At 61.7% G+C, this 22,385-nt stretch carries 22 protein-coding genes; 13 read left to right on the forward strand and 9 right to left on the reverse strand.

The features are described 5' to 3' along the window. Window positions 1–2 precede the first annotated feature (2 nt). Window positions 3–983, forward strand: a complete 981-nt coding sequence (locus tag GKIL_RS12330) for an aldo/keto reductase (RefSeq protein WP_023173956.1) — start codon at window positions 3–5, stop codon at window positions 981–983. Between the two features lie 4 nt (window positions 984–987). Beyond that, window positions 988–1,569 (forward strand): TetR family transcriptional regulator, encoded by a 582-nt coding sequence (locus tag GKIL_RS12335; protein ID WP_023173957.1) that lies wholly within the window; start codon window positions 988–990, stop codon window positions 1,567–1,569. 4 nt (window positions 1,570–1,573) lie between these two features. Here GKIL_RS12335 and GKIL_RS22705 read toward each other — a convergent pair whose 3' ends face one another. Then, window positions 1,574–2,626, reverse strand: a complete 1,053-nt coding sequence (locus GKIL_RS22705; RefSeq protein WP_023173958.1) for a M23 family metallopeptidase — start codon at window positions 2,624–2,626, stop codon at window positions 1,574–1,576. A 146-nt stretch (window positions 2,627–2,772) separates the two neighbouring features. Beyond that, window positions 2,773–3,597: a class I SAM-dependent methyltransferase gene (locus tag GKIL_RS12345; RefSeq protein ID WP_023173959.1), complete on the reverse strand. Its 825-nt coding sequence runs from the start codon at window positions 3,595–3,597 to the stop codon at window positions 2,773–2,775. On the opposite strand from GKIL_RS12345, the gene GKIL_RS12350 reads away from it, so the two are divergent. After that, the gene (locus tag GKIL_RS12350) at window positions 3,596–4,582 is read left to right on the forward strand and encodes a carbohydrate kinase family protein (RefSeq protein ID WP_041243924.1); all 987 of its coding nucleotides are present in this window, start codon (window positions 3,596–3,598) and stop codon (window positions 4,580–4,582) included. The two genes, GKIL_RS12345 and GKIL_RS12350, sit on opposite strands and share 2 nt — an antisense overlap. On the opposite strand, the gene GKIL_RS12355 is transcribed toward GKIL_RS12350, so the two are convergent. Next, complete coding sequence (locus GKIL_RS12355) at window positions 4,554–5,081, reverse strand: GNAT family N-acetyltransferase (RefSeq protein WP_041244728.1); 528 nt, start codon at window positions 5,079–5,081, stop codon at window positions 4,554–4,556. The two genes, GKIL_RS12350 and GKIL_RS12355, sit on opposite strands and share 29 nt — an antisense overlap. Window positions 5,082–5,182: 101 nt before the next feature. Here GKIL_RS12355 and GKIL_RS12360 point away from each other — a divergent pair, with 101 nt between their 5' ends. The 8 genes from GKIL_RS12360 to GKIL_RS12395 all read left to right on the forward strand — a co-directional run bounded on the left by GKIL_RS12360 (window position 5,183) and on the right by GKIL_RS12395 (window position 13,634). Next, complete coding sequence (locus tag GKIL_RS12360) at window positions 5,183–6,145, forward strand: glutathione S-transferase family protein (RefSeq protein WP_023173962.1); 963 nt, start codon at window positions 5,183–5,185, stop codon at window positions 6,143–6,145. A gap of 239 nt (window positions 6,146–6,384) precedes the next feature. Then, window positions 6,385–7,092: a hypothetical protein gene (locus GKIL_RS12365; protein WP_023173963.1), complete on the forward strand. Its 708-nt coding sequence runs from the start codon at window positions 6,385–6,387 to the stop codon at window positions 7,090–7,092. A 27-nt stretch (window positions 7,093–7,119) separates the two neighbouring features. Then, window positions 7,120–8,256: a TetR family transcriptional regulator gene (locus GKIL_RS12370; protein WP_023173964.1), complete on the forward strand. Its 1,137-nt coding sequence runs from the start codon at window positions 7,120–7,122 to the stop codon at window positions 8,254–8,256. 98 nt (window positions 8,257–8,354) lie between these two features. Then, a complete protein-coding gene (locus GKIL_RS12375) occupies window positions 8,355–9,209 on the forward strand; it encodes an acyl-CoA desaturase (RefSeq protein ID WP_023173965.1) in 855 nt (284 codons plus the stop codon). 24 nt (window positions 9,210–9,233) lie between these two features. Next, window positions 9,234–9,929, forward strand: a complete 696-nt coding sequence (locus tag GKIL_RS12380) for a Uma2 family endonuclease (protein WP_023173966.1) — start codon at window positions 9,234–9,236, stop codon at window positions 9,927–9,929. 100 nt (window positions 9,930–10,029) lie between these two features. Beyond that, the gene (locus GKIL_RS12385; protein ID WP_023173967.1) at window positions 10,030–11,391 is read left to right on the forward strand and encodes a selenium-binding family protein; all 1,362 of its coding nucleotides are present in this window, start codon (window positions 10,030–10,032) and stop codon (window positions 11,389–11,391) included. Between the two features lie 3 nt (window positions 11,392–11,394). After that, entirely contained in the window at window positions 11,395–11,706 is a 312-nt protein-coding gene (locus tag GKIL_RS12390) for a 2Fe-2S iron-sulfur cluster-binding protein (RefSeq protein ID WP_023173968.1), read from the forward strand. Window positions 11,707–11,756: 50 nt separating this feature from the next. Continuing rightward, window positions 11,757–13,634 (forward strand): tetratricopeptide repeat-containing sulfotransferase family protein, encoded by a 1,878-nt coding sequence (locus tag GKIL_RS12395; protein ID WP_023173969.1) that lies wholly within the window; start codon window positions 11,757–11,759, stop codon window positions 13,632–13,634. A gap of 225 nt (window positions 13,635–13,859) precedes the next feature. Here GKIL_RS12395 and GKIL_RS12400 read toward each other — a convergent pair whose 3' ends face one another. Together GKIL_RS12400 and GKIL_RS12405 are read right to left on the reverse strand one after the other, a co-directional pair. Next, the gene (locus GKIL_RS12400) at window positions 13,860–15,158 is read right to left on the reverse strand and encodes an amidohydrolase family protein (RefSeq protein ID WP_023173970.1); all 1,299 of its coding nucleotides are present in this window, start codon (window positions 15,156–15,158) and stop codon (window positions 13,860–13,862) included. A 294-nt stretch (window positions 15,159–15,452) separates the two neighbouring features. After that, window positions 15,453–16,148, reverse strand: a complete 696-nt coding sequence (locus GKIL_RS12405) for a manganese catalase family protein (RefSeq protein ID WP_023173971.1) — start codon at window positions 16,146–16,148, stop codon at window positions 15,453–15,455. 338 nt (window positions 16,149–16,486) lie between these two features. Here GKIL_RS12405 and GKIL_RS12410 point away from each other — a divergent pair, with 338 nt between their 5' ends. Further along, window positions 16,487–17,914: a phytase gene (locus tag GKIL_RS12410; protein ID WP_420841401.1), complete on the forward strand. Its 1,428-nt coding sequence runs from the start codon at window positions 16,487–16,489 to the stop codon at window positions 17,912–17,914. Here GKIL_RS12410 and GKIL_RS12415 read toward each other — a convergent pair. Beyond that, window positions 17,873–18,664: an ABC transporter permease gene (locus tag GKIL_RS12415; protein WP_023173974.1), complete on the reverse strand. Its 792-nt coding sequence runs from the start codon at window positions 18,662–18,664 to the stop codon at window positions 17,873–17,875. The genes GKIL_RS12410 and GKIL_RS12415 overlap by 42 nt on opposite strands. Continuing rightward, window positions 18,661–19,398 carry an ABC transporter ATP-binding protein gene (locus GKIL_RS12420; RefSeq protein WP_023173976.1) on the reverse strand — a complete coding sequence of 246 codons (738 nt, stop codon included), beginning with the start codon at window positions 19,396–19,398 and terminating at the stop codon, window positions 18,661–18,663. The genes GKIL_RS12415 and GKIL_RS12420 overlap by 4 nt, the downstream gene beginning before the upstream one ends. A gap of 85 nt (window positions 19,399–19,483) precedes the next feature. Here GKIL_RS12420 and GKIL_RS25290 point away from each other — a divergent pair, with 85 nt between their 5' ends. Continuing rightward, window positions 19,484–19,786: a hypothetical protein gene (locus GKIL_RS25290; protein ID WP_023173977.1), complete on the forward strand. Its 303-nt coding sequence runs from the start codon at window positions 19,484–19,486 to the stop codon at window positions 19,784–19,786. Between the two features lie 430 nt (window positions 19,787–20,216). On the opposite strand, the gene GKIL_RS12430 is transcribed toward GKIL_RS25290, so the two are convergent. Next, window positions 20,217–21,383 (reverse strand): zinc-dependent alcohol dehydrogenase, encoded by a 1,167-nt coding sequence (locus tag GKIL_RS12430; RefSeq protein ID WP_023173978.1) that lies wholly within the window; start codon window positions 21,381–21,383, stop codon window positions 20,217–20,219. Between the two features lie 31 nt (window positions 21,384–21,414). Next, window positions 21,415–22,116 (reverse strand): SRPBCC family protein, encoded by a 702-nt coding sequence (locus GKIL_RS12435; RefSeq protein WP_023173979.1) that lies wholly within the window; start codon window positions 22,114–22,116, stop codon window positions 21,415–21,417. Between the last annotated feature and the right edge of the window lie 269 nt (window positions 22,117–22,385).

Raw genomic sequence — 22,385 nt, forward strand, 5'->3', positions numbered from 1 at the left:
CAATGGAGATGCGGCAGCTGGGTAAAGATGGGCCGACGGTTTCGCTGTTGGGCCTGGGGTGCATGGGGATGTCCGACTTTTATGGACCGGCGGACGAAAAGGAGAGTATCGCAACGATCCGGGCGGCCCTCGAAGCGGGGGTGACGTTCTTCAATACCGGCGATTTTTATGGCATGGGCCACAACGAACTCCTGTTGCGCGAGGCGCTCAAGGGCCGGCGCGAGCGGGCCTTTATCTCGGTCAAATTTGGTGCCCTGCGCAGTCCGGATAATCGCTTTCTCGGCTTCGATGGCCGACCGGCGGCGGTGAAGACCTTTTTGAGCTACAGCCTCAAGCGCCTCGGGACCGACTACATCGACCTCTACGAACCGGCCCGCGTCGATCCGGCGGTGCCGATCGAGGAGACAGTCGGTGCGATCGCAGATCTGGTCCAGGCGGGCTACGTGCGCCACATCGGTCTTTCCGAGGCGTCCGCCGCCACGATTCGTCGCGCCCACGCCGTTCATCCGATTGCAGCCCTGGAGCGCGAGTACTCGCTTATCGATCGCGAGATCGAGGCTGAGATTCTACCGGTGTTGCGGGAGCTGGGCATTGGCCTGGTCGCCTACGGCGTGCTGTCGCGGGGCCTTCTGAGCAACAAGGCCACAGGCGAACTGGCCCCCGGCGATTTTCGTTCCACTCTGCCGCGCTTTATGGGCGAAAATTTGCAGCGCAACCTGAGTCTGGTGGAAACCCTTGCCCAACTGGCCTCAGAGGTGGGGGCGAGCACAGCCCAACTGGCAATTGCCTGGGTGCTGGCCCAGGGCGCGGACATCGTGCCCCTGGTGGGAGCCCGCCGCCCCGAACGCCTCGAAGAAGCGCTCGGAGCCACCCGCCTTCACCTCAGCCTTGAGCAACTGGCCCGCATCGAGGCGGCTCTGCCACCGGGTTCGGTGAGTGGAACGCGCTACGATGCTCAACAGATGACGATGGTAGACGGCTGAAGCGTTGAGTGAGATTACCCGCGAAAAGATTCTGGAGACAGCCGTGGCCCTGTTGCGTCGCCACGGCCTCTCCAAAGTCGCCGTCACAGACGTGGCCCGCGCCCTGGGCATGAGCCACGGCAACATCTACCGGCACTTTGCCAGCAAAGCCGACCTGCTCGATGCGATCGCCGAGCGCTGGCTGCATACGGTGACAGAACCGCTGCAGGCCATCGTCGAGGGAGCAGATCCAGCTGCGGTCCGCCTCGAAGCCTGGGTGCTCGAGTTGATGCGGCTCAAGCAACACAAGCTCACCGACGATCCAGAACTTTTTGCGGTCTATCATTCGATCGCCGAGGCGGCGCGGGGGGTGATCGAGCACCACGTCGCCGAATTGTTGGCCCAATTGACCCGGATCGTCTCAGAGGGCAACGCCGGCGGTGAATTTACCGTCCGCGAGCCGGCCCAAGCTGCCCGCGCGATCTTACAGGCCACCTTCGCCTTTCACCATCCGGCGCTCCTGTCCCAACACCGGACCCCAAGCGAAGCGGAGGCCCGCGCCGTCGTCGCCCTGCTGATTGCCGGACTGCGCAGCGGCGCACTCTAAATTTTTATCTTCCAGCCAGAATCGCCGAGACCGCCGAGCCCATGCGGTTCGGATCGCTGTAGATAAGCTGGGTAATCGCTTCTCCCGGCCTGCCCTGCCGGACCTGCACGTTCATGCCAAAGTAGCCCTGCAGGTTGCTGTAGGTCTCATCGGAGGCGAGCAATTCGCCGTCGGTAGTGCGCACCTGATAATAAACCGGGGCGAGGGGCCGGTCGCTCTGTCCTTCAAGCCGGTAGGACTGCCCAACCATGAGCACATGGGCCGGGGTGGCAGTACTCAGCCGGATGCCCTGGCGGGCGAACGTATTGGCCCTGAGGGCCGTAACGGGGTTGGTTCGCCTTTGCTTTATACCTGTAGCGCAGTAGGTCTGCCGCTGGCGCGGCACCTCGTCTTTGTCCTGCCTGTCGTCGCCGAAGCGCGAAGGGAGCGAGGTGAGCACCGGATAGAGCGTAAAAGCACCGTAGTGCAGGTGCGGCAATAGACCCGCATCCTGACCGCTCAGGGCGATCACCTCCCCGGCGCTCACGCGCTGGCCGGGCTTTACTTTGATCTGGCTCAAATGGGCGTAGAGCGTGTAGATTCCGCCGCCGTGATCGAGCAGGAGGCTCCGGGCGCTCCCCTCCGCCGCACCGGGTCCGGCACTCTCGATCACCTGGCCTGCCGCCGCTGCCGTCACAGGCGTCCCCACCGGCATCGAAAAGTCCCAGGCGTAGCGGTTGGATAGTTCGTGGTGGCTGTACTGGCCGTTGTTGCCCTGGCTCACCCGGTAGCAGCGCCCCGAGACAAAGGGCAGCTCGAAGCGCACGCCGGTTGCGGTGCCCGGCGCTGTGGCAAGAGCCGGCAGCGAAACCGTAGGCCGATTCATCACCGAAGGCGATGGATCGGCTTGCTGCCGCTTGCTTTCAGCCTTGCGCTCCACCGGCGCAGAACGCCGCTCCGAGGGCATCAGAAACCGCAAGACGGGCTGCAGCGTACCAGAAAAGTAAGCGCCTGCAACCAGCACGAACAGCACGAACAGATTGGATAGACAGCCGGAACCCTGGTCCCTGGAAGGCATAGAGGGTGGAAATCGGATACCTCCAGGCTAGTGTCTGGCCAAGGGTACCTTCAACCCTGGTCTGCATAAACGACTTGGGCTGTCTTCCAGCGACTGTCGGCGCAGGGGCATCTAAAGAATCAGGCTCCTATCGCGACGATCTTCGCTTAGCGCCGCTGCAGCACGTAGAGGATGTGATCGCCCAGAAAGGCGAAGGGCCAGAGATGGCCAATGGTTCTATCCAGCCGGTCCAGCACCCCCAATAGACCGGGCAGCGAGCGCACCCACTTATCGAAGTACGTGGGTGGCACGAATAGCCCGATCGCCCGCTGTCCTTCGAGATGAAACCAGGGAGCAAAGGCTTGCCGTACCTGACGCGCACTGTGATAGCGCACGCTTATACTCTGCCCATCGCCGATTGAAGCCGCTACCAATCCGGGGCGTAGGCGGCGAAAAGCTTGCGCCCACCGCCCACAAACCGCATAAGCGGCCATCTCCCAGAGACAGAGACGACCAAAAAGACAAAAGGCCACGGGCGCTCCCGGCGGCAACTTGCTTGCCAGATGAGCGGCAAAGGCGGCCAGATCGTCCACGCAGTTGAGAGCGGCGAAATTGGAGAAGGCACCGTCGAAATGCTCCTCCAGTTCACCTACCCGCTCGGCAAAGAGTTGACATGTCCGTACCTGAGGGAGACCAGCGCAGCGCTGGGCGGTCAGCGCGAGCATTGAGTTAGAAGGGTCGGTAGCCAGTACCCACAGGCCGCCCCCGGCCAGATACTCGGCATCGATGCCAGTGCCGCAGCCAAATTCGACAAGCGATCCGCCCCGCGCAAAAAGACCGCTAACGTGCTGCCAGACCTGCCCGCGCTGCAGACGACCAACAACGCTGAGGGCGTAGCGGCGGTCATAGTCGGCGGCAAGACTGTCGAAAAAGGCTTCTGCCGGGTAATTCTGTTGTGGTAGCCTCAATCTGCCCGAAAGGTGCTCATCCATGTCATCGCCTCCGATTCTTTGCCTTGGCGAAATGCTCTTAGACTGTCTGGCCGACCAGCCGGACCGGCTCGAAGCTGAGGTTTCCTCCTGGACATCTTATCCGGGAGGGGCACCGGCCAACGCCGCCTGCGCCCTCGCCCGCCTCGGTACACCCGTTCACTTTATCGGGGCGCTGGGAGACGACTTCGAGGGCGACAAACTGCTCACTGTCCTGCAAAGTAGTGGCGTGCAGACGGCGGGCGTGCAGCGCGCTGCTTTGCCGACACGCAAAGTCTACGTCACCCGCACCAGTGCGGGCGAGCGCACCTTTTCGAGCTTCGGCGGCGATCCGCCAGATGCCTTTGCCGACACGCACCTGGAGGCTGAGGCGATTCCCGACGCTCTCTTTGAAGGGGCCGGGTTTATCAGCCTGGGCACCCTGATGGCCGCCTACCCCATCTCCGGTGCTGCGATCTTTCACGCCCTCGATCTGGCCGATGAGCATTTTGTGAAAGTCTGCCTCGATATCAACTGGCGACCGGTCTTCTGGGACGCCCCCGACCGGGCCGCTCCGATCGTTCTCGATCTGATCGCCCGCGCCGACGTGCTCAAGGTGAGCGAGGAAGACGCCGAATGGCTGGGACTTACTTCCCTCGACGCCATCGCTGAGCGCTTCGACCAGTTGGAGGCGATCTTTCTCACCCGTGGCGAGCGCGGCTGCCTCTGGCAGGTCGGTTCCGCCCACGGCGAACATCCTGGCTACCGGGTCTCTACGGTCGATACGACCGGGGCAGGCGACACTTTTACGGCTGCGCTGTTGCACCAGTTCAACCAGCTCTCGCCGATGAAATGGCCAGGGGCAGCCCCGGCAATCGTCGATTACGCCTCCGCTGCTGCTGCCTTGAGCACGACGAGCCCCGGCGGTATCGGCAGTACTCCCGACGATGCGACAATTCGCGCCTTCTTACACGGTCAGGTTAGAGCAGGCGGCCCTGCTGCTTTTTAGCCGCCCGCCCAATGGCGTAGAAGCGATCGAGGGTGCCTCTGTAATCCTGCAGTCCCTCGAAGCGCATCCCGCACTTTTCCATTACCCGCCAGGAGGCAATATTTTCGGGCATAGCGGCAGCGACGATCCGCTCCAGGCCACGGTCGAGTCCCCAGGCGAGTACAGCCTGCACCGCCTCGCTCATGTAGCCCCGGCCCCAGAACGCCTGAGCAAGGCCATAGCCCAGTTCCGTGTCGGACGTATCAAAGAGAAAGCGCAAAAAGCAGTAGCCCGCGAACACCCGAGGGTCACGAACGACGATTGCCCAGGCTCCGTGACCGGGGTGATCGCCGTAGTGTATCCAGCGTTCGATAAAGTCATGCACCTGCTCGCGAGTCAGAGATACCAGCGAGGTGTAGCGCACGACGTTCGGATCGCTCCAGAGCCGGTAGAGATCTTCCTCATCCGCAGGCGTCAGAGGACGCAGGATCAGCCGTTCGGTCTCGATGGTCGCGAGCATGGTTTTTTTCTGTTGAGCCATTGCTGCTCATGTTCGCATGGGAGGGTCGCAGGCCGCCGCGCAAAATCCGACAATGAACACAGCCCAACCCAGGAGGAATCATGGCACTTGGTATGCTCGTCGAAGGCCAGTGGGTCAATCAAGAAAAAGACCGCGACGCCCAGGGACGCTTTAACCGCACGCCGACCAGTTTTCGCCGCTGGATCCGCGCTGACGGCAGCAGTGAGTTTGCTCCGGAGCCAGGCCGCTACCACCTCTACGTCTCTCTGGCCTGTCCCTGGGCCCACCGCACCATCTTGATGCGCAGGCTCAAGGGCCTGGAGGAGGTGATCGGCCTGTCGGTGGTCGCCGCTGAGATCCACGACAACGGCTGGGAATTTCGAGACGAGCCCGGTGCCATCCCCGATAGCGTCAACGGCGCAAGCGCCCTCTGGCAAATCTACGTCAAGGCAAAGTCCGACTACACCGGCAAAGTGACCGTGCCGGTGCTCTGGGACAAGTGGACGAACACTATCGTCAACAACGAGTCTCGCGAAATCATCCGCATGTTCGATACCGAATTTGCCTCCCTTGCTCGCAAATCTCTCGACCTCTGGCCCCTCGAACTGCGCGAGCAGGTCGATCAGACGATCGATGCCATCTATCAGCCCATCAACAACGGCGTCTATCGGGCCGGTTTTGCCACTCGCCAGACCGCCTACGAAGAAGCAGTGGGTGAACTGTTTGCCGCTCTCGACCACTGGGAAGGGGTACTGGCGAGCCGACGCTACCTGTGCGGAGAAAAGCTTACAGAGGCTGACCTGTGTCTTTTTACCACCCTGCTGCGCTTTGACCCGGTCTATTTTGGGCACTTCAAGTGCAACCTCAGGCGGATCGTCGATTGTCCCAACCTCTGGAACTATCTCAAAGACCTCTACCAGCAGCCGGGGGTGCGCGAGACCTGCAACCTCGACCACATCAAGCGCCATTACTACCGCAGCCACACCAACATCAACCCCACCGGCATCGTACCAGTTGGGCCAATTCTCGATCTAGACAGCCCCCACGACCGCAACCGCTTCTAGTGCGCACTGGTTCTATCTGGAAGTTTTGAGTAGTAAACCCATCTTCGCGGCAGGGAAGTTGTCGATAGCTTGATCGATGAGGAGGCTTTCATTTTCTGTCTTTTAGCTTGGGGGAGTGATGGGCGTTTGAACCGGGTGATCCGCGCTGCGTCTAAATCGGTCAGTGGACGGAGCAACGCTACTGTCACTATCATGAAGGAATCTGCAGAAGGTGGTGGGTCACTCTCCTGGAGGTGGCGATGAGATTTTACAGGCTTGCACTTCTGGCTTTGCTACTGGCAGCGTTTGTTCCTGGCCGGGCTGTTGCTTCGGGCGAGAGCAACCTGGTGCTCAACGGCGGCAATAGCGAAAACGACGACACATACAGCAAGTTGTACCTCTCCTCGTCGGCCTACGTGATCAAAGACAAGGACTATTCTCCCGAACAGCCGCGCTTTGGTCTATTTACTACCTGGTTTTTTGACCCGCTGCAGGACGATCGCTTCGCCGTCCGGGCGCGCTACTGCGTGCCCACCGGCAACATCGATGGTGAGCAGGCAAGCCTGGAGCGATTGGAGCTGCTCGACGACGGCAAGGTGCTCGTCGCCCTGCAAGAAAGCAACAGCAGCCTCCCTGCCCGGCGCGAGATCGTGCAGGCTGCCTACTACAGCGAAGGCTACCGGCAACCCGTCTACCGCTACGCGCTCACCAAGTTTGGTCTGGTGCCGGTTCTGGCGGGCTACAGCTCCGGGCCGCCAATCTTCCACCAGGCAGTGAGCTGCGCCTCCGGTACGAGCGGATTTGATCTGGGCGGGGTGGCCGACGCCCTCGCAGCCCTGCCCGACAAGACGCTCAAGGTGCAGTTGCACTTCAGCAACGGCGATGTGAGCGGCTGGCAACTGGGCTCCGGCACCGTGCGCGAGTTAAAGCGCCTGGTTGCCCTGCGCCGGGAGCTGGCAGGTGGTTGAGCAGATTCATCTGATAGGGAGCAGTCTATGGCCCAGCTTCAGCCGCGCACTCCCGCCCGAGAGCGGCTGATCCGATCGGCGAGCGCGCTTTTTGCTCTTCAGGGCGTGCGCGAGACGACGACGCGGCAAATTGCCGAGCGGGCGGGCGTCAACGAGGTGACCCTGTTTCGCCAGTTCGGCAACAAGCAGGGGCTGCTGCTGGCTTTGATCGAAGAATCGAATCTTTTTGACGTCCTCAGGGTAGCTCCCGCCCTGCTACCGGTGAGCCGTCCGCAGTTGCGCGATTATATCGAGGCCCGGCTTAGCGCCTTTGAGCAGTTGCCGGAATTTGTCCTGTCGCTTGTGGCCGAAACAGCCGATCCGACAGCGATCGAGCGACAGACCCCGAGCCGCCAGATCCCAGACGACCCAGCCAACCAGAGCGATCCATCGCCCTCGGCCCGCCGCGCCGATTTGCTCGATACCCTGCTTCTGGGCTGGACGTTCAAAAAATGGCTGGGCATCGCCACCGGCCCGCAGCAGGGGCGAGCGGACTTTCTGGAGAGCGTGGCAGGACTATTCGAGCAAAGCACTTCTGCCCTGCTGCCGGATGATGGGCAGCCCCCAGTCCACGAACTTTCTGCCGCCTTCGTCCACCGCCTGCTGGATAGTGCCCGCAAATCCAGCCCCCAGGATTACGCGCTCCTCTACGTACTCTTCGCTGCCGGGCTGAGTGCGGCTGAAGTGAGCGCTCTGCAGCGCACCGACTGGATCGGTGAGAGCGATCGGCAGTTGCTGCAGGTGGGTAACCGCCAGGTACCGCTCAACCGCCAGATCCTGGGCAAACGCTACGGCTCTTCTACCCACAACCCCCTCAGCCGCTGGCTGAAGTCGCGCCGCGATCAGCAGAATGCTCTATTTCTCAACGAAGTTGCCAGACCCCTGTCCGTCCAGGAAGTGCAATTTCGCTGGGAGGTCTGCATCCAGAAGATCGTAGCGGCCACGGAGAGCGCACCGACCGTCGAGCAGGCCCAACAGACCTGGCGGGTCGAGATGCTCCTGCGCGGCATCGACCTCGACACCCTGGCCATTCTCAGCGGTCAAACACCCGAGCAACTGCAGCCTTTCGCCCGCCGCGCCCGAGAAAAATTGGCCCTCGAAAAAGCCCTCCAGCTCGACGGCTGACCCGCCGGAAACCCGCCAGTTGCAAGTGGCACTTGCATATTTGGCAGCGGGCTGATAGGCTACAGACATGCAAGTAAGACTTGCATTTGAGGCATTTTATGAAAACCCATTCTTCTGCTTTGAGCGGCCTGGCGTCGCTCAAGTGGCCGCTCGTCGGTTTTATTGGCACCGTTCATCTTCTGGCCTTGCTGGCTCCCTGGTGTTTTAGCTGGTCCGCCCTCGGGGTTGCGCTGCTGCTGCACTGGTTGTTGGGCGGTATCGGCATCTGCCTGGGCTACCACCGGCTGCTGGCTCACCGCAGCTTCCGGCTGCCGCAGCTTCTGGAGCGGGCGGTTGCCCTCCTCGGCGCGCTGGCTCTGCAGGGCGGCCCGATCTTCTGGGTAGCGGGGCACCGGCGGCACCACGCCTGGACGGAAGATCCGACTCGCGATCCACACGCTTCCACGCGCGGCTTCTGGTGGAGCCATCTGCTCTGGCTGGTCCAGCCCCAGGCCCAGCCACCGGCAGAAAAGTTCGCTGCGGATCTGGCCTGTCAACCGTTCTACAGGTGGCTGGAGCGCTATCATCTGTTGCTGCAATTGCCCTTCGGGTTGCTGTTGTTTCTATTGGGCGGCGTTCCCTTCGTCGTCTACGGCATCTTTGTGCGCACGGTTTTGCTCTGGCACACCACCTGGCTCGTCAACTCCGCCGCCCATCTGAGCGGTTATCGCTCCTACCAGACCGCCGACTGCTCGCGCAACCTCTGGTGGGTGGCCCTGCTCACCTACGGCGAGGGCTGGCACAACAACCACCATGCCCATCCGCGCGCCGCTCGGGCCGGTCTGCTGTGGTGGGAGGTCGATCTCACCTGGGGAACGATCCGGCTCCTGGAGATGGTGGGGCTGGCCCGCAAGGTGGTTCGACCATCCTGCCTTGTCAACTGTGAGTCCGTTACCAGCAAAGTTCGAGGATAGGATAGTGGCGTCGATCTTCCCGGAATGGTTGCCGTGTCCACTGCCCCAGACAGCAGCCCGAGGCGTCAGACTATCGAAATTCAAAACGATGCCTCCGCCACCTTCGATCCCCAACGCTGGATCGCAACGACGACGAGTGGCCTGGAAGCAGTCTTCAGCGCCGATCCGAACGTGCTGGTGGCAAGCAGCCTCACCTGGTTTGCAATCGAGGACAACCCGGCTATCCGCATCGTTCCGGATGTAATGGTCGTCTTTGGCCGTCCCAAAGGACCGCGCGGTGCCTATTATCAGTGGAGCGAGTACGACATCGTGCCCCAGGTGGTCTTCGAGCTGGTCTCACCGGTCGAATCGCTCACCCAACTGGCCAAAGAATTTGCCTTCTACGAGCGCTACGGCGTCGAAGAATATTACCTCTACGATCCGCTCAAAGAAGATATCTGCGGCTGGCTGCGCTATCAAAACCGGCTGGAGGTGATCGATCCGATCCAGGGCTGGCTCAGCCCCCGGCTGGGGGTGCGCTTCGAGCTGACCCACGAAGGACTCGAACTGTACCGCCCCGACGGTCAAAAACTCGGCACCTACGAGGAACTGGAGCGCCAGCGCGCCCTCGCCCTCCAACAACTCGAAGAGGAGCGCCAGCGCGCCGACCTCGAACGGCTGCGGGCCGAACGCCTCGCCGAACAACTGCGTTCTCTGGGGATCGACCCTGAAAAGCTCTAGCCCCGCCCAATTGCGCCTATCTCCCCTAAGTCGCTAGAGATAGAGTTGTTTGGGTTTAGAGAACTTGCTACGATCCGAGGCACTCCAGCTCTACACTTCCATGACAGAAACTGCCCACGCCTGCTGCGGTCCCGGCTACGCTTCACCGGAGGAGGCGCGCCGTGCGCCCCGCGAAAAGCTGCTCTATACGATCGCCCTTTACACCGGTTCAGGCGTCGAGGCCGCCGATTATCTGGCGACGATCGACGTCGATCCGGCCTCGCCCACCTACTCGCAGGTCGTCCATCGCCTGCCGATGCCCTACCTTGGCGACGAGCTGCACCATTTTGGCTGGAATACGTGCAGCTCCTGCCACGGCGACGCCGAAAAAACCCGCCGGTTTTTGATCATCCCCGGCATCCGCAGCAGCCGCATCTACATCGTCGATACCGCCGATGCCCGCGCTCCAAAATTACACAAGATCATCGAACCCGAGGCGATCAAGGCGGCGACGAACCTGAGCGCTCCCCACACCGTCCACTGCCTCGCAAGCGGCCAGGTGATGATCTCGATGCTGGGCGACGGCGAGGGCAACGGGCCGGGCGGATTTTTGTTGCTCGACGAGCGCTTCGAGATCGCCGGGCGCTGGGAAAACAAAGCCGACGCCATGCGCTTTAACTACGACTTCTGGTACCAGCCGCGCCTCAACGCGATGGTAAGTAGCGAGTGGGGGGCTCCGCGCACGTTCTACGGCGGCTTTGCCCTCGAAGACGTGACAGCCGGAAAGTACGGCCAGCAGATTCACTTCTGGGACTGGGCAAAGCACGAGATTATCAAGAGCGTCGATCTGGGTTCCGACGGTCTTATCCCGCTGGAGGTCCGCTTTCAGCACAACCCCGACAGCAGCCACGGCTTTGTCGCCGCCGCCTTGAGCAGCAACATCTGGCACTGGTACCGCCCAGACGGCGAGTGGCAGGTGCAAAAAGTAATCGACATCGAACCGGTGGAGCTGGCGGGCTGGGCCTTTCCGGTTCCCTCGCTCATCACCGATCTGTTAATCTCCCTCGACGATCGCTGGCTGTACCTGTCCAACTGGCTGCACGGCGACATCCGCCAGTACGACATCAGCGACCCCCTCCATCCAAAACTCGCAGGCCAGGTCTGGGTGGGCGGCTTACTTGGTAAAAGCGGCAACGTGCAGGGCCACAAGCTGGGCGGTGGCCCGCAGATGCTGCAACTGAGCCTCGATGGCAAACGGCTGTACGTGACCAACTCGCTTTTTAGCACCTGGGACAACCAGTTCTATCCTGAGCTGGCCAAAGCCGGTTCCTACCTGCTGCAGATCGACGCCGACACCGAGAACGGCGGCCTGGCGGTCAACGAAAATTTTTACATCGACTTTGGTAAAGAACCCGCCGGTCCCGCCCGCGCCCACGAGATGCGCTATCCAGGAGGCGATGTCACCTCCGATATCTGGGTTTGAGCCGTGCCGACCTACCCGATCGAACTGGTCAACCGCGAGGGGTACCGCATCGCCGTCGAGGCGGACCAGTTCATCCTCGCCGCCGTCGAAGCTGCTGGAGTGCGCCTGCCGGTCGGCTGCCGCTACGGTGCCTGCATCACCTGCGCCGCCCGCTTGATCGAGGGCGAAGTGGATCAACCTGGGGCGGTCGGGCTGCGGCCAGAACACATCGCCCAGGGCTACGTGCTGTTGTGCGTCGCCCAGGCGCGCTCCCACTGCCGCTTCGAGGTGGGCCTCGAAAGCCAGGCGGCTCTTTACACCAATCCCTTTCAATAAGCCCGGCCCGGCCCGTAACCTGAGGAGAACATCCAACCAGCAGATCGACAGTGGCAGCAAAAGAGCGAGCAGGTGCATCGGGCAGGGACAGTTCAGCGCTTTTGCACCAGGGACGGCTTCATCGCCAGCAAGACCGCCTCAGCGAGGCGATCCACTGTTTCCGGCAGGCGATCAAGCAGGATGGCAGCCTGGTGGAAGCCCACCTGCAGCTGGCTGGAACTCTCGCTCAGCAGGGCCAGCTCCAGGCTGCCGCTGCCAGCTTCGAGCAGGTCATCCGTCTGGAACCTGACTGTGGGGAAGCTTTTAACGAACTGGCGGCCCTTTATGTCCAACTTGGCGCACCAGATCGAGCGATCGCTGTCTTGCGCCGGTTACTCGCAGTTCGCCACGATCACCTTGAGGCCCACCTTGCCCTCGCTGCCCTGCTGGAGGGCACAGGCGATCTGCAGGGGGCCAGCGCCTGCTATCGCCAGGCCCTGCTCTACCAGCCCGGTTCAGCTCCCGCCCAGTTTGGTCTGGCTCTGCTGTTGCACAAGCTGGGCCACCTGAGCGAAGCCCGGACGCACTATCTCAAAGTTGCAGAACTGGATAGCCATTCTGCCCTGGCAAGGGCGCGCCTGGGTCAGATCGAACAGCAACTGGACCAGCCGGAGGCAGCGCTCGGCTGGTTTGACGCAGCGCTCGCTGTCGCCCCCGAGGAGCCGGTTTTTTTGGGCAATCTGGCCCTCGCCTTCGAGAATCTGGGCGAGCTGGATAAGGCCCAAAAGTTGTACGAGCGCGTCCTGGATCTCAAGCCCACCGATCCGACAGCGACGGCTGGCCTCGCCTCGGTGCGCGAGAAGCGGCGCGACTATCGGGGAGCTTACGAGCTGCTTGCTCCCCTGGCCCGACCGGAAAGCGCCGATCTGCGCGTCGCCCTCAGTTGGGCGGTTGTCTGTTCCCGGCTGGCACAACCGGCGGAGGCGCTGCCGGTGCTGGGTGCCGTCTTAGATCGCGTACACGGTGCTCAGGAGCGCGCCCTCGTCCTTTTTCGCCTCGCGGATCTCTACGACGCGCTGGGCAAGTACGACGAAGCATTCGGCTGTCTAGAAGAGGCCCACGCCCTGCAGCCTTTTTTCTTTGACCCGGCAGCCTGGACAGGCCAGATCGACCGATTGATCGCGACTTTTAGCGCTGAAAATCTTGCCAACCTCCCCCGCGCCAGCAACCGCTCGCCGCTGCCGGTCTTTATCGTCGGGATGCCCCGCTCCGGCAGCAGCCTCATCGAGCAGATCCTCTCGCGCCACAGCTCTCTCTTTGCCGCCGGGGAGCGCACCGCTTTTTTCAATCTGGCAGGCACCATCAAAAATTATCCAGCCAGCACTGCAACGCTTACCCAGGGCGCGCTCGACGCCCTGGCCGAGCCTTACCTCGCTCAGTTACAACAACTGGCTCCCGCAGCTTCCCGCATCACCGACAAACTGCCTCAGAACTACCTCCACCTCGGGCTTATCTCGCGTCTGTTTCCCGCCGCCCGCATCATCCACTGCCGCCGCGACCCCCTCGATACCTGTCTGTCGTGCTACTTCCAGAACTTCGCTGCCCGCCATCCTTATACCAGCCGCCTCGAACAGCTGGGACAGTACTACCGCCAGTACGAGCGGCTGATGGCTCACTGGCAGCAGGGATTGCCGGTGCCGATGCTGGAGGTCTGGTACGAAGAGCTGGTTGCCCAGCAGGAGCGGGTGAGCCGCCGGTTAGTGGAGTTTCTGGAGCTGCAATGGGAGGAGGAGTGCTTGAGTTTCTGGCGCTCGGAGCGGCTGGTGAACACGGCGAGTTACGACCAGGTGCGGCGGCCCCTCTACGACCGCTCAGTGGGACGCGCCCGCCACTACGCCCGGCATCTTGAACTGCTGCAGGCAATTCTCGAACGTAACCCGAGCCGCTGAACCGCTCTGCCTCGGGAGTTGCGTCGCCCAAACCCAGTTCAGGCTTATTCTGCAAAACAGTGCCCACCCGCACAGCAACTGTGAGCAATCCCTCGCACGATTGCTTGCCTGTAAGAGATAGATTGTGTCACACTGCTCTCGGAAGGGAACAGCCGAGGGCGTATGACTACTCTCGGCTTTTTTTATGGTCTTCCATCTCTATCCCCAGCTTGTGCTGGCGTTGAATCACAGGCTGGGACAGCTCCTGCGATCGGCGTTGAGAAAGTCGATGGTGAAGGTGGATTCACCGAGTTCTACCTGGGAGTGGACCGCCGGGGTGCGGGCGATCACCTGGCCCCGGCGGATGACGAACAGCCGGGCGGGCCGCAGGCGAATCGCCTCGATAGGGTCGCGGGCCTGCAGGATGACCATGTCTGCCCAACAGCCGGGCGTGAGACCGTAATGTTCGAGACCCAACACGCGGGCAGCGGCAGTGGTGATCGCCTCGAACATCGCCCCCATCTGGGCAATACCCGTCATCTGGGCGACGTGAACGGCCATGTGCGCCACTTCGAGCAGGTCGTGGCTGCCGAGGGGATACCAGGGATCCTGCACGCAGTCGTGGCCCAAGGCGACGGTCAATCCCGCTTCCTGTAGCTCCCGGATGCGCGTCACCCCCCGCCGCTTCGGATAGGTGTCATGCCGCCCCTGCAGGGTGATGTTGATAAGCGGATTGGCGACAACGTGCAGGCGCGCCTCCACCATCAGGTCGATCAGTTTGCTGGCGTAGTAATTGTCCATCGAGTGCATCGAGGTGAGGTGGGAACCGGTCACCCGCCCCTCCAGCCCCAGCCGCGTCGTCTGGTAAGCCAGGTATTCGACGAAGCGCGAGTGGGGATCGTCGCTCTCGTCGCAGTGCATATCGACCGGTAACCCCCGTTCAGCCGCCAGTTCGCACAGCAACCGCACCGATTCCGCTCCCTCGGCGGCGGTGCGCTCGAAGTGGGGAATGCCGCCCACCACATCGACCCCCAGATCCAGGGCGCGTTGCATTAGCGGCAGCGAGTCTGGGTAGCGCAGGTAGCCCTGCTGGGGAAAGGCCACCAGTTGCAGATCCAGGTAGGGCTTTATCTGGTCGCGCACCTCCAGCAGGGCCAGCAGGGCTGTGAGTTTCGGATCGCAGATATCGACGTGGCTGCGAATCGCAAGATTGCCGCGCGCGATCGCCCAGCGGCAGAGTTCGAGAGCCCGTGCCTTCACCGACTCGACGGTGAGTTGCGGCTGCAATTCGCCCCAAAGGGCGATCCCTTCCAGCAGTGTGCCGCTCAGGTTGACGCGCGGCTGACCAAAAGTAAGGGTGGAATCCATGTGGAAGTGGCTGTCGATAAAAGGCGGGCTCACCAAAAATCCAGCCGCCTCGATCGTCCGGTGCGCCTGTGCTTCGATGCGGGGAGACACCTCGACGATGCGCCCTCCCAAAATGGCAATGTCTACAAGGTCGCCACCTCCGGGTAGGGCTGCCTGGCGGATGAGCAGATCGATCATCTTGACGGTATTCCGAACGGCAATTCAAGACGATCGTCGCACAGCAAACATCTGTAGCAGGTGAACTTCTTCTAGCTGATTTGACTGAACAGCCACAAAAAGATGACCAGGCCCCAGATGCTCGCCCGCAGCCAGTAAGGATACAGCAGCATACGACGCTGCAGATAGCTTTCTAATCGAAGCGCCGTGGCAGCGGCGTGGGCGGATGAATGTCGTCGTGATGGCATAAAGTCCTGCTCCCCGGCAAGCGGGCGTTCCGGCTGGCAGGGGGCCGCAGCCCCCCACGCAGCGCCGCTATGGCTGCGACTGGTGCTGCCCGACCGGATCGGCGATGTACTCAAAGGTAGGCTCCATGTTCCAGGGCCCGCGCTCGTCCTTGCCGTCGGTAGACAGGTTGTAGTAGATGCGCACCGTCTCATCGGGCTGGACGTTACCGAAGAGCGGGTCGGTGAGTTTGCCCAGCGAATCGAGGGCGGTCATGAACATCCGCGTGTGGGAGATCTCGCGGGTGAGCAGGTGGACCAGGGTCTGTCTGGTGCCCTCGTCCGTTGCCAGTTTGATGAGCGCTTCGTAGGTCTGGCGGGCACCCGCCTCCGCGCCGATATTGGCGCGCAGGTCGCGCACGACATCGCCGCCCTCGTTGACGTAGGCCGCCGTCCAGGCGCTGCCTTGAGAGTCGAGCAGGTGCGGTCCCGGCCCGCGCACGGCAAACAGCGTGCTCTTATAAGCCTCGGTCTGATCGACTTTGCTGGTGTGGATTTCGACCAGCTTGCCGACCATCTCCAGGTGGCCAAATTCTTCGATGGCGATGTCCTGGAGCATGTCCTTGATCCCTGGATCCTCGACGTGGAACGATTGGGTCCAGTACTGCAAAGCAGCGGTCAACTCACCGGTCGCTCCGCCGAACTGCTCCAAGAGCAACTGGGCAAAGCGCGGATTGGGCTCATCCACTCTGACCGAGTGGATGGGCTCTTTTTTGTGAAAAAACATTGCAATACTCCTGAAGAATGCGATTGAAAAAAAGGCGAGAATGACGGGATGTCAATCAGCCTCACTCCTGTCCAGACGAACTGCTCATCCACCACACCGGCAAAAGACCAGCGGAGGAAGAAACTGGAAAATTTGCAACAAAAACTTGAACAGTAACAGCGATGCGTTAATAGTTATTCTGCAAAAAGCATAGAGATAGAACCTCTATAAAAAGAGGGAAACCCTCCAGGCCATTTAATCTTCTCTTATCTTTAGGCCGCTATGATCTTTCCTGCTCGCACTGGCAGGCGAACAGGATGAGTTTGCACGAACACTCGGTAGTTCAGTTCTTGAAGGCTATCTTGTCGGATAAGTTACGTCAGCCCCGCGCATTTTCTCTGCTGGTAGCCGGTTGTGCGATAGCAGGCGGAGCGGGGCTGGCCTTTGCCCAGAGTTCACTGGTGACCGTCCAGCCGCACATCGAGACACCGGCGGTCTTCGACGACGACGAGGGCGGCAACGCCGACTCCGACGATCCGGCGATCTGGTTGCACCCGACCCGCTCCGGCAAGAGCCTGGTGATCGGTACCCAAAAAGATGCCGGGCTGGCCGTATTTGATCTCGCAGGCCGCGTCCTGCAGTCGATTGCCGCCCCCCCGCCCCCCGGACCCGACGACAAGCCGGGCCGCTTTAACAATGTCGATGTCGCCTACGGCTTTGCGCTCAATGGCCGCAGCGTCGATATCGCCGTCACCTCCGACCGGGGCCAGGACAAACTGCGCATCTACAGCATCGCTCCCCGGCAGGCAGCCCAGGCCGGGCCGCCCCTCATCGACGTCACCGATCCGGCGGCTGGATTTGTCTTCTCTAAAGATCAAGCCGAAGTCAACGAACAGGCCACTGCCTACGGCCTTGCCCTCTACCGCGACCGGAGCACTGGCCGCACCTACGCCTTCGTCACCCAGCGCTCGCGCACGGCAATCGCCAAACTGGAACTGCTGGATGTGGGCGGTGGGCGGATCGGCTATCAAAAGGTCGGTCAGATCGAGCTGCCCAGCAGCTTTGTACTCCCCGACGGCTCCAGCTGGAGCCCGTGCGAAGATCCAGGCGATCTGCCCCAGTCCGAAGGGCTCGTCGTCGATCAGGAGCTGGGCATCCTCTACGCCGCCCAGGAGGACGTGGGTATCTGGCGGATCCCGCCCAGCTTTAACAGGACCCAGGCGGTGCTCATCGACCGGGTGCGCGAGTACGGCGTGCCCTACACCTACGACAGCGAAGCAGAAGAGTGCAACTACAACTTTGCCGCCGATCCCGGCTACAGCGGCAAGCACCTGAGCGCCGACGCCGAGGGACTGACCCTCTACTACACCGCCGGTAACCAGGGCTATCTTTTGGCCTCCAGCCAGGGAGACAGCACCTTCGTCCTCTACGACCGCCGGGGCCGCAACCGCTTTTTAAAGAGCTTTGCCCTCACCGATAACCCAGCCGGTATCGACGGCGTTCAAGACTGCGACGGAGCCGCTGTGCTCAACGTACCCCTGGGGCAGGCTTTTCCGCTCGGATTGCTTGTCACCCAGGACGGCGACAATACGCCCGATGTGCTCGACAGCGACGGCGAGGTGCGGGCCAATACCAACTTCAAGTTCACCCCCTGGCAGGCGCTGGCCCGCGCCTTTCCCCGCCCACTCGCTATCGATCCAAAAAGCTGGAACCCGCGCACGGGCTATTCCGCCGCACCAGCCGGGTCAAAGCTTGCCCTGGGCCGTCTGCAGCCGCTCCGGCAATAAAAGCTGGTGCTGGTCGCTAAAAAATGCCCGCGAGCAGAGCCAGGCCGCTGCTAGACCGGTGATGGCAGCGGCACCGACCAGCATATACATCACCACCATCTGCAGTTGCACCGCCGCCAGGGGGCTGGCACCGGCTAAGATCATGCCGGTCATCGCCCCCGGTAGCTGGATGAGGCCGACGGTCCGGGTCGAATCGATGATCGGGATCATGCCTGCTTTGAGGGCGCGCTTGAGATAGGGCCGCACCGCTACCGGCCAGGGCGCTCCGAGCGAGAGGGCCGCCTCGATCTGGGGCCGCCAGCCCTGCAGTTCGTCGCGCACCCGGGCAGCTACCAGCGAGTTGACGTTCATGGCGTTGCCGATCACCATGCCCGCAATCGGAATCAGGGTATGGGCAGAAAAAGGAAAGATGCGCAGTGCCACCAGGCTACCCAGGGTGGCCAGGGTACCGCCGCCGATGGCAGCGAGGGCGAGGCCAATTGCCCCCGGTACGCCAGTAGCGCGCTTGCCGGAGGTAAAACCGGCAACCGTCACCATCAGCGAGATCAGCGAGACGACAAAAAAAGCGTTGTTCGTCGCAAAAATAAATTCGAGGGCGTAACCGATCGCCACCAGCTGCACGAAGGCCCGCAGCGAGGCGATCCCCATTTCCTTCTCGAGATCGAGGCTCTGCCAGCGGGAGACGAGGGCTGCCGCTGCCACCAGCACCAGGGCTGCCCCTACCTGCTGCCAACTCACCGCCCCGTTCACCGAGAACCCTCCTCCGGAACAGCGCCCAGTACTGCCCCTGGGTCGCCCTGGGCCACCAGCCGCCCCCGTTCGAGTTGAAACAGCGCATGGGCCACCCGCAGCACCTGGGCCGGGTCGTGGGAGACCCAGAGCACGGTGATCCGCTCTTCGCGGTTCAGCTGCAGGAGCACGTCTTCGACGTGGCGGGTGCTGAGCGGATCGAGGGCGGCGGTAGGTTCATCGAGCAACAACACCCAGGGGCGATTGGCGAGCGAACGGGCCAGGTTGACGCGCTGGGCCTCACCGCCGCTCAAGCTCTGCACGTCCCGGTCCAGATAAAAAGCAGGCTCCAGTTGCACCTGCAGGAGCAGTTCCTTTGCGTCGGTAACGCTGAAGGGTTCTCCGTGCAGGCGGGGACCGTAGGCGAGGTTTTCGTGGACCGTACCGGCAAACAGGGCGGGTTGCTGGGCCACCAGGCTCACCCGACGGCGCAGGGAGAGGACCGGCAGGGCTGTAATATCCTGCTCGCCTAAAAAAACACTGCCCGGTGCCGTCTCGTACAGCCGGTTCAGACAGCGCAGCAGACTCGACTTGCCGCTGCCATTCGCCCCGATAAGACAGCCAATCGTCCCGGCAGCGAGGGTGAGCGAAACGTTAGCCAGCACGATCTGAGACTGCAGGGTGAGACTGAGATTTTGCAGGCGCAGACCGTTGGGCAACACCGACAGGACCACTTTATAAAGCTCCACGCCCATCGTAGTCTGCCCGTCAGGCTCCCGGAGCGAGCAAAAAGATGGGTCTACGCCCACAATAGAAATGGGGAGAGCAAGAGGCGGCACGATGGAAGGAGCACAAGGCATACCCGAGCAGGGACTGTGCGGCCTGAAGCTGGAAGGCTTCGTCGCCGTCGCCCTGCGCCTTGTCGAGCGCGGGGTGTTCCAGGCGGACGCAACCGGGTGGCAGGTCTGGACTGCCCCACCCTTTCGCATCGAAAAACAGGGCGAACACCTGAAAGTCTGGAGTGGGCAGAAACTGGTCCTCGAAAAGGATGGGGACCAACTGCCGGTGAATCAGCTTTTACCCAGAGATCTATTTGAAATCACCCGCCTCGAAGCCCGGCTCAACCGGCAAAAACAACCCTAAAAAGTGTGGCAGACACGGAGCCTGCCACGATCTACTAAAAAGATATTGAAATGGTCGCAAGGCCACCGGCGCAGGGAACTTGATCGTGTCAACCCTTCGGCGGTTCTGCTGGAAGGTTTCACTTCCCGTCAGGCGTTGCAAAGCAGGGGAAACGACAAAAACCCTGCCCCACTCCCTGCGCGGTGTCCTTACTATTGAATGGCCATCTGCCCTTCTGCCGTCGTTCCCCTTCGGAGGGCAGCTCGCAGTGTAAACCGCAAAACGACTGCTCTGACCGGTAAGAAACCGTATGGATTACTGTTCCCTACCTACCTTCGTTTTTACCACGATCCAAAGTGGGCGCTCACAGTTGAGATAGAAAGTAACACTCATCTGTGACAGAGGTTTATCTTCGCACAGCAAGCGAAATGATTCGTTGCATTGTGCTGGCTCAGGGTTTGAGGACGACCTTGGTGCAGTTCTCCCGCTTGTGTTTGAAGATCTCGTAGGCGTGGGGCGCTTCGCTGAGGGGCAGCCGGTGGCTGATCACAAACGAAGGGTCGATCCGGCCCTGCTCGATATGTTCGAGCAGGCTGGGCAGGTAGCGCTGCACGTGGGTCTGGCCCATCTTGAAGGTGAGCCCCTTGTTGAAGGCGGCTCCCATGGGCAGCTTGTCGAGCACACCGCCGTAGGCTCCAGCGATCGAGACGGTGCCCCCCTTGCGGCAGGCAACGATCGCCTGGCGCAGAGCGGCGGGCCGGTCGGTCTCCAGGCGCACCGCCTGCATCACCTGGTCGTAGAGGGCGTCGAGGCCAAGGCCGTGGGCTTCGAGGCCCACCGCATCGATGCAGCTATCGGGGCCGCGCCCGGCAGTAAGTTCGTTGAGCACTTCCCCGGCGTCCGCCTGCTCGTAGTGGATCACCTCCGCTCCGCCGGCGCGGGCAAGGTCCAGCCGCTCCGGGATGCGGTCGATGGCAATTACCCGCTCCGCCCCCAACAAAAAGGCGCTGCGGATTGCAAACTGGCCCACCGGACCGCAGCCCCAGACCGCCACCGTATCGCCGGGCTGGATGTTGCAGTTTTCGGCGGCCATGTAGCCGGTAGGAAAGATGTCGGTGAGAAAGACCACCTTGTCGTCTTCGAGGTGCTCCGGCACCTTGAAGGGGCCGACATCGGCGAAAGGCACGCGGGCGTACTCCGCCTGGCCCCCCGCGTAGCCGCCGAACAGGTGGCTGTAGCCAAACAGCCCGGAGGGGGAGTGGCCATAGATCTTCTCGATCATCCAGGCGTTGGGGTTGGAGTTGTCGCACAGCGACCAGAGCTGACTTTCGCAAAAAAAGCAGTGGCCGCAGGCGATCGTAAAGGGCACGATCACCCGGTCGCCCACGGTGAGGTTCTTGACCTCCGAGCCGACCTCGACCACCTCGCCCATAAATTCGTGGCCGAGGATGTCGCCTTTTTGCATCGTCGGGATGAAGCCGTTGTAGAGGTGCAGGTCCGAGCCACAGATACAGGTAGAGGTAATCTTGACAATCGCGTCACGGGGATTGAGAATTGCCGGATCCGGCACGCTCTCGACGCGCACCTCGTTCGCTCCATTCCAACAAACTGCTTTCATTGCCTGTTGCTCCTAAAAAAATGTCGAGACTCTAGCGCCGTCCGTCCGGCTGGCCGACGGTGGTGGCGATTTCACCCGCTTCCATCACCTGCTTAAAGAGCCGCAGATCCTCTTTGACCTGATTGTCTGGCTCCTCGCCGGTGAGCTTGAGCAGGGCCGCGCCGACTTTACCGGCGGGCGGTGCGTAGGTGAGTTCGACGCTCACCGTCGTTCCCCGGCCCTCGGGAGCAGGGGCAAAGCGCACGACACCACTGTTGTCGATGTCTGCCGGGGCAATCGAGCGCCAGGCGATCCGCTCGTTTTCTTGCTCGTCGATGATCTCAGCGTCCCACTCGACCTTGCCGCCAGCCGGTGCTTTTGCAATCCAGTGCGAGCGCTCCTGGTCGTAGACTTTCACCGACTCCAGGTGCTGCATGAACCGGGGCAGATTCTCAAAGTCGCGCCAGAAGCGATAGACCTTCTCGACGGGTTTGTTAATTGTGACGGCATGTTGGACGGTCACCGGCTGGCTGCTCGCCCCGCTCGCGGTGCTGACGCCCAGGGCACGATAAAGCTGGCAGTTGCCACTCGCCCCCCGATAAATCAGGCCGCCGCCGAGCAGAGCCAGCAAAAAGCCGCCAAAGTTGCCCCGCGACAGCCCGTAGAGTGTGAGCACCGCCCCGCTGCCGAGCGAGACCCAGCGCTCCCCCTCCCCGACATTGCGTCCGTTACCTGCGCTGCGTGTAATTGTCATTCTATTACTCCCACAAATTCTGCGGATGGCCAGCCGAACCGCCCTGGACATCCGTGCTTTTCTGCAAAGGTAGTGGTTCTGTGTCGGCTCCGGCATGGACCGCCGGAGGGAGTTAAACAAAATACTTGCTATTCCTGAATGGAGAGGTTAGCTGACAAAAGAGCGGCCCCCAACCGGGAGCCGCACCATTTACTAAAGACCGTATTGAAGCGTGGGTAGGAGTTCAGCCTGCGGACAGCTTTCGTGTCAGCACCTCAGACTGTTCTGAT

Source organism: Gloeobacter kilaueensis JS1 (assembly GCF_000484535.1).
In the GTDB taxonomy this organism is placed as follows: domain Bacteria; phylum Cyanobacteriota; class Cyanobacteriia; order Gloeobacterales; family Gloeobacteraceae; genus Gloeobacter; species Gloeobacter kilaueensis.